This window comes from Magnetospirillum sulfuroxidans (assembly GCF_018224925.1).
In the GTDB taxonomy this organism is placed as follows: domain Bacteria; phylum Pseudomonadota; class Alphaproteobacteria; order Rhodospirillales; family Magnetospirillaceae; genus Magnetospirillum; species Magnetospirillum sulfuroxidans.
Map to the genome: position 1 here is coordinate 47,437 of NZ_JAGTUF010000022.1, position 6,919 is coordinate 54,355.

Consider the following 6,919-nt stretch of genomic DNA (forward strand, 5'->3'; position numbering starts at 1 on the left):
TGTTCGCCAATTTCCTGGCGGGGCAGCTTAAGCGCGCAGGCCATAACCGGGGGAAAACGGCAGCGTTAGCCCCCACAGCTGGTTCAATTCGTCTGGCGTGCTAACCACCTGCTCGGCCGTTTCCACCGCCGCTCCCCCCTCGGGGCCGTCCTCGATCAGGATGGCGCCGTCGGCGATGCGGACGCGTCGCCACACCGGAACAGCGAAACCGTGGTGGCGCCCGACAAAGTCCTGGTCGGCGAAACGCAGCATCTCGGCTTGGGCGGTATCGTCCAGACGGAATGGCCCCAGATTAAGCGCCGCCGGCTCCATCCCCGCCTGACGCGGGACGAAATGGGCCAAGGCCGAGCGATAGGCATTCCGCGTCGCCAAATCAGCCGTATAGGTGAAGCTGCCGGGATCGCGGGCATAGGCGATCGCGTCAATCTCGATTTCCACCGCCAACTGATCGTTATGGGCGTGGGCGCCGCGGCCATCATGCAGGCGACCGCAACGAATGGAAATGAAGCTGCGCTCATTCTTCCAGCCGTACAGACCGAAAGCAGGGGCGGCAAAAGCCGTCAGCCCCACCAAAGCCGTGGGATCAGGAACCTGAACCCGCAGACGGCTGGCCGGAAGCGGCAAGGACAAGGCGCGCGCGGCAACCGTCACCGGCTCACCCGCTTTTGCGGACAACGGCAGATGTCCGCCGGAAAGACCGCGCAAAACCATGGCATCCAGCCCATCGGCCCACAAAGAACTGACATCCAGCGGCGATTGATTCGTATCCAGAATGAAAAAACGTCCCGAATCGTTATCACCGATCTGGACGATTTCCCCCGATGGCTTGGTGACCGTCCGGGCAAAGCCCAAGGCCAAAGACAGCCGTTCCAGCGTCTGTGCCCCAAAGGGCGGCCACGCCATCGGCCCGGGGGCAAGCTTGGGCGTCAATCCCCAAGCACCGGCGTCATATTCGGCGAAGGCGGCCTTGCGGTCCTCATCCAGCCCCAAGATCAGCGCCACCGCGAACAGGACCATTTCCAGCGACAGCCGGTGATAGGCGGTCGAGGCTTCGAAATTACCCCCATCGTCAAGAAACTGATGCTGGATTTCCGCCTCAAGCTGCTGGGCGGCAAAAACCAGCCACAGATCGCTTTCCGGGCTGCGGGGCAAGGCCGCGGCGATAAAGGCAAGGCCCGTGATATCGGCAAGGTAATGATTGCCGCGATGGGCCGGCGACCATTCCAGATTATGGGCGATGTGGCGGCCATGGGCAGACAACGCCGCCGCCAGCTCTTCCTGAAACTCCAAAGTGAACGTGGCCCCATGGGCGACAAACAGATCCCAAGCCAAGACCAGATTCGCGGCCCGGATGGCCACATCCATGGCACAGGCCCATTGCACCCCCCAACCGGGCGGATTGGCCCCCAGGAAATCCAACACCTGATCGCGGAACTCGGTGGCCAAGCGCTCGTCCGGCGCGGCGGCATAGGCCAGGGCCAGATGTGGCAGATGCTGCAAGCGCCCCAATTCCCAAGGCAGCTTGACGTCCACCCCCGGCTTGTGGCCATAGGCGATGGCGCCGCCCCAGACATGGGCGGACCAGCGGTACCCGGATTTGAAATCCACCTGCCAATCCACCGGGACATAGCCCGGCGTGTCGATCATCGCCAACAATCGCGCCGACCGCTTGCGGTTGCCCCGATGATGGCCGGCGGCGATAATCTCGCGCCAATCGGGATATTGCGCCAGGGGCTGGGTCAGCTTGACCGATCCCGATCCCAGCAAATCAAACCGATGCGCCGCCGCCGCCAAGGCCCGCCGGCGCAAACGGCCATCGCCGTCGGTTACCGGCAAACGCGGTAATCGTTGCGATAGCGGAACTAAGCCATAGGACGGCGGATAGGTGCAGTGATTGCGCATCAGCGCGCCGATCAGGCGCTGCTTGAGCCGCTTGGCTAAAACAGCGGCCACCTTGGCCGCCGCCACCTTGACCGGCATCGAGCGGATGGTCTTGAGACGATGGGACAAGGACATCAGCCGGCATCCACCGTCGTCGGGGCCAAGGCCTGCGCCTCAGCCGACAGCGAATATTCCGGCACCAACCGGCCGACGATGGCCACGCCACGGTCCGGCCGGTGATTGCGACAGGCGATCTCCAGATCGTCCAAGGACAGCGCCAATTCGTTGCGATCAACCCAGCGCGGCGACGCCACCAAGATGCCTTTGGCTTCGGTTGCCACCGGCGGTTCGGAACCGTGGAAGATTTCCTCGTACAGTTTTTCACCGGGGCGTAAACCGGTGAAATCGATCTTGACGTCCAGATCAGGCCGCAGACCGGCGAGACGAATCATTTGCCGGGCAAGATCGACGATGCGCACCGGCTCGCCCATGTCGAGCACGAAAATCTTGCCGCGATAGGTCGGATGGGCGATGCCAAAGGCCGAGGCTTGCAACACCAATTCCACCGCTTCGCGCACGGTCATGAAGTAACGGGTCATCTCGGGGTGGGTGACGGTCAGTGGCCCGCCCTCGGCCAGTTGCTTTTGAAACAACGGCACCACCGAACCGGTCGAGCCCAAAACGTTACCGAAACGAACCGTGACAAAACGGGTATGGCCTTCATCGGCCATGTCCAAGGCCTGGGCGTACATCTCGCCCACCCGTTTGCTTGCCCCCATGACATTGGTGGGATTGACCGCCTTGTCGGTGGAAATCTGCACCATGACGCCAACGCCAAATGCAATGCAGGCATCGGCGACGATGCGGGTGCCAATGGCGTTGGTCAGCAGCCCTTCATCGGGGTTGTACTCGACCATGGGCACGTGTTTGAGCGCGGCGGCATGAAACACCACGTCCGGCTTGATCTCGGCCATGGCCGCCCGCACCCGCACCGCATCGCGCACATCGCCCAGCATGGGCCGGCGGGACAGCTGCGGGTGGCTCTTGGCCAATTCCAGATCGATAGCGTAAAGATTAAACTCGCCAGCATCGAACAAAGCCAAGGTTTCCGGCGCATAGCCGGCCACCTGGCGCACCAGTTCCGAACCGATGGAACCACCGGCACCGGTGACCAGCACCCGTTTGCCGGTCAACAACGCCGCCACCCCGGCCCGATCCAGCAGATTTTGCGGCCGGCCCAGCAAATCCTCGACGGCGATGGGGCGGATGGTCAGCTTGTCTTCGACCCCGTCCTTCAAATCGGTCAGGCGGGGAATGCGGGCCAAGGTCAGGCCCAGGCGATCGCATTCATCCAGCAGCCGACGCATGACCGAACCGTCCAGGCGATCATCGGTGACGATCAACCGTTGCGGCGCTTGCCCCTTGGCCCGCAATTGCTCGACCACGGCGGCGAAATCACTGATCGCCCCCAGCACATCGACGCCGTGAATATTGCGACCGACCCGGCCGACGCCTTCACTGATCAGCCCCACCGCCCGGTATTCGGCATCGGGGGCCGTGGTGGCGCGCAGGAACAACTCGGCGGCATCGCCGGCGCCGGCCAGCAATACCGGAATGCGATCCGATCCCGCCGCCTGCTTGGCATTGCGACGGCGATCCTTCCACGAGCGATACAAAAACCGGGGGCCGCCCAGCAACGCCAACAATACCAACCAATTGATGATCAGCACCGAGCGCGGCAGATCCTGCAACCGGGTGACCAGGAACATCAGCAAATAGAACGCCACCACGGTGATGGTGGCGCCACGGGCAAGGGTCAGCAGGTCGTTGACGCTGGCATAGCGCCACACCCCCTTATACATGCGCGAGGTCAGAAACGACACGCCGGCGATTCCGGTGAACAAGGCGGTGGCCAAGGCCAGCATGGCCGGATCCCAGCCGGGCACCCAGGTGCCATCCATGCGCAGGTAAATCGCCGCCAGAAAAGACAAGGCGGCCATGACCAGATCATGGATCAGGGCGATGTGCCCGCGGTGCAGGGTCAATTTAGGCATCATGACTGCAACTGTTATCGTAAGGGGGCGCGGCTGTCCAAGGGATTGCGTCAGGACTCGATGGCGCCGGCGCGGCTTGGCCCCTGTCCGGCCACCACCAGATCCAACACATCCATGTACCGCGTCGCCTGATAGGCGCGCGAATGACGCGGCGCGGCGGCCTGACTAGCCGCCGCCAGGGCATTGCGCCGCCCCCCATCATCGGCCAGGGTGCGGGCCGCATCGGCCAAAGCTTGCGGCTGGGCCGCCGGCACCCACAATCCGGCGGCATCGTCGATGACGATGCGGCTGGCCTCGCCCTCGGGGGCCACCAGCAATAGCGGCAACCCCATGCCCATCGCTTCGAATATCTTCGACGGAATGACCTCGGCGAAGGCCGGATCGTTCTTGAGATGGACCAAGGCGACATCGCACAACGACCAGATGCGCGGCATCATTTCCTTTGGCTGCATGCCCTGGAAGACGATATTGCCGAGATTGCGCCGCGCCGCCTCTGCCATCAGCATCTGCCGTTCGGCCCCGGCGCCGACGAACAAAAAGCGGATGCGGTCGTCATCGCGCAGCCGTTCCGCCGCGTCGAGCACGTTGATCAGACCATGGGCCATGCCGTGGGTGCCGACATAGCCCAGCACGAATTTACCCGATAGCCCCCAGGCGGCGGCCAGTTCCTCATCACGCGGACGCGGGGCGTAACGTGGCAAATCGACGCCATTGATGACCACAGCGATTTTTTCCGCCCCAATGGCGCGACGCACCAAATCGGCCTTGAACGCCTGAGTCAGGGCGATCACCGCCGCCGAGCGGCGATACAGGAACAATTCCAGTTTTTCCAAGGCGCGGATCACCGGGCTTGGCTTCATGGCGCCGACAGCCGTAATCGAGCGCGGCCACAAATCGCCCAGTTCGAAGACGAAGGGGCGGCCCCGGCAAGCGGCCAAAGCCCAGCCGCCAATGGCGGCGAAAAATTGCGGCGATGTGGAAATGACCACGTCGGGCCGGTCCTCGAACAGGCCGGCAGTGAAAGCGGTCACCATGAAACTGACAAAATCGGCGGTGCGCTTGGCGAAGCCTTCATTGGCCGAGATGTAGGTCTTGACCCGCACCACCCGCAGGCCGTCCATCATCTGCACCTGGCGCCACCTGTTTTCCCAGCCGTCATACACCTTGCCTTGGGGGAAATTGGGGGCACAGGTCAAAATAGTGACCTGATGTCCAGCCTTCTCCCAATACAGCGCCCGTTCGTAGACGCGGGTGGCGGCGGCATTGGTTTCAGGCGGGAAATTCTCGGTCAGGAACAAGATCTTCACGGCCGGCAGCCTGCGTAGTTACATCGGCGCCGACCATAACAGCGCCCCTGCCGCTTGCCAATCGGATCAGGCCGCCTCGCCCGGCTGGGTCAAACCGCCAAAACGGGTGAAAAAGGCGGCATTGGCTTCGGGCAATGGCCCTTCGGCGGTTTCCAGAACCCGCATCAGGTGGCGTTCCGCCGGCGCTTGGACCAAGCGGTACAGATTGCGGCACAACAGCCGCGCCGCCGCGCCCGGCCAATCGGGCGCCAACAATTCATCGGGCAACATGGGATCGCGCAACAACGCCCGGCGATAGCCGTGAATCAGCAAGCTGCGCACCAAGAAACACACTTCCGGATCGGGGTCGGCCATGCCATCCAAGCCGCGCCATAACGGGCGGAAGATATCAAGAAAGCCCAGATAATCCTGGGCCAGCCGGTCCTGGTCCCAACAGGTGCGGATAACGTCGCGCAAGGCCTCGGGCGCCACCCAATTCTCGGCCGAGGCGCGCATGACCACCGCCTGCTCGCCAGCCTCGGCATCGATCAGCGCCTGGCGCACCGCCGCCTGATCGGGATCGGGGTGCAGCATGACGCCGGGCGACAACTGACCAAAACCCAGCCAGCCAAGATCACGGCGCAAGGCGTCCCGCCGCTCCCCCTCGGTGCCGGTCAGGTTGGTGAAAACCATGGTCCATTGCTTGTCCCACGGGCGTCGCGCATAGGAATAGATGCGACGATGCGCCGCCTCGAAGCGGCGGCGGCCGGTATCGGTCAGGCTGTAATAACTGCGCCGCCCGACATGGGACGATGTCAGCCAGTCTTCCTTGGACAGGCGAAATACCGAAGTGCGGACGATGCGTTCGTTCAAACCGAAGGGTTCGACCAATCGGATCAGGCTGCCCAGCCAGGCCGAACCGCCATGGGGCAAGATCGCGTCGCCGTAAACGGTGACGATCAGCGATTTCGCTTTGGGACGAAGCTGTTCCAGAGTGGCTTGGACCATGTCGTCCAGGCGAGTTTTAGCGCTCATGCGGCGAATGCGATCAGTGTGGATGCTGAAAACCCATCCTAACCAAGCCACCCGTCGGCGCAACCGGCTTTTTATCGGCGCCGGCGCGCCGCGGCGTTTCCGCCGCCGTCCAAGCCGCGATTGACAAATTAGACTCGATTCAATATTCCTTATAAAGGAATGCATTTTGAAATGCAGAACTATCGGGGTTGGCTGCGCCGTTGACAGGTTGGAACCGATACAATATGCTTCGGAAATATTCTAAAAAAGCATCATAAAAGGTGCGCTTAAAAACGAATTATGTCCGTTCTTCCGCTGAATATCTGGTTTTTTCCTTTCGCACTTGCGTTACGGAATCACCCGATTGAAGCGGTAAAAGTGGAAACATGATGGTCATCAATGACCGCAGGGAGGAAAGACGATGCAAGGATTCAAGACCATTGCCGGGCTGGCTGTGGCTGGCTGCACGCTGGCGCTGTCTTGGGCCGCCCACGCGGCGGAACCCGTCAAGATCGGTGCGTTTTTGTCGGTGACCGGGCCGGCGTCGTTTCTGGGCGAACCGGAAAAGAAGACGCTGGAACTGTATGTGGACCGGTTGAACAAACAAGGCGGCGTTCAGGGCCGCAAGATCGAACTGACCATCTATGACGACGGCGGAGCGCCGGACAAGGCGGCGACCTTCGC

Annotated in this window: 5 protein-coding genes; 1 reads left to right on the top strand and 4 read right to left on the bottom strand. The window is 62.3% G+C overall.

What is annotated here, in order from left to right:
- Positions 1-27: 27 nt before the first annotated feature.
- From KEC16_RS16935 to paaX, 4 genes are all read right to left on the bottom strand, one after another.
- A complete protein-coding gene (locus KEC16_RS16935) occupies positions 28-2,016 on the bottom strand; it encodes a heparinase II/III family protein (RefSeq protein ID WP_211551116.1) in 1,989 nt (662 codons plus the stop codon).
- Entirely contained in the window at positions 2,016-3,938 is a 1,923-nt protein-coding gene (locus tag KEC16_RS16940; protein ID WP_346344123.1) for a polysaccharide biosynthesis protein, read from the bottom strand. The genes KEC16_RS16935 and KEC16_RS16940 overlap by 1 nt, the downstream gene beginning before the upstream one ends.
- Before the next feature lie 47 nt (positions 3,939-3,985).
- Positions 3,986-5,242: a glycosyltransferase family 4 protein gene (locus KEC16_RS16945; protein WP_211551118.1), complete on the bottom strand. Its 1,257-nt coding sequence runs from the start codon at positions 5,240-5,242 to the stop codon at positions 3,986-3,988.
- A 66-nt stretch (positions 5,243-5,308) separates the two neighbouring features.
- Positions 5,309-6,256 carry a phenylacetic acid degradation operon negative regulatory protein PaaX gene (gene paaX / locus KEC16_RS16950; protein WP_211551120.1) on the bottom strand — a complete coding sequence of 316 codons (948 nt, stop codon included), beginning with the start codon at positions 6,254-6,256 and terminating at the stop codon, positions 5,309-5,311.
- 400 nt (positions 6,257-6,656) lie between these two features.
- On the opposite strand from paaX, the gene KEC16_RS16955 reads away from it, so the two are divergent.
- The coding region (locus KEC16_RS16955; protein WP_211551121.1) for an ABC transporter substrate-binding protein at positions 6,657-6,919 on the top strand (263 nt) is incomplete at its 3' end.

Bases quoted from the DNA above. Each gene is read 5' to 3' on its own strand.
- KEC16_RS16935 (WP_211551116.1), bottom strand. From the start codon at position 2,016: ATGTCCTTGTCCCATCGTCTCAAGACCATCCGCTCGATGCCGGTCAAG.
- KEC16_RS16940 (WP_346344123.1), bottom strand. From the start codon at position 3,938: ATGATGCCTAAATTGACCCTGCACCGCGGGCACATCGCCCTGATCCAT.
- paaX (WP_211551120.1), bottom strand. From the start codon at position 6,256: ATGAGCGCTAAAACTCGCCTGGACGACATGGTCCAAGCCACTCTGGAA.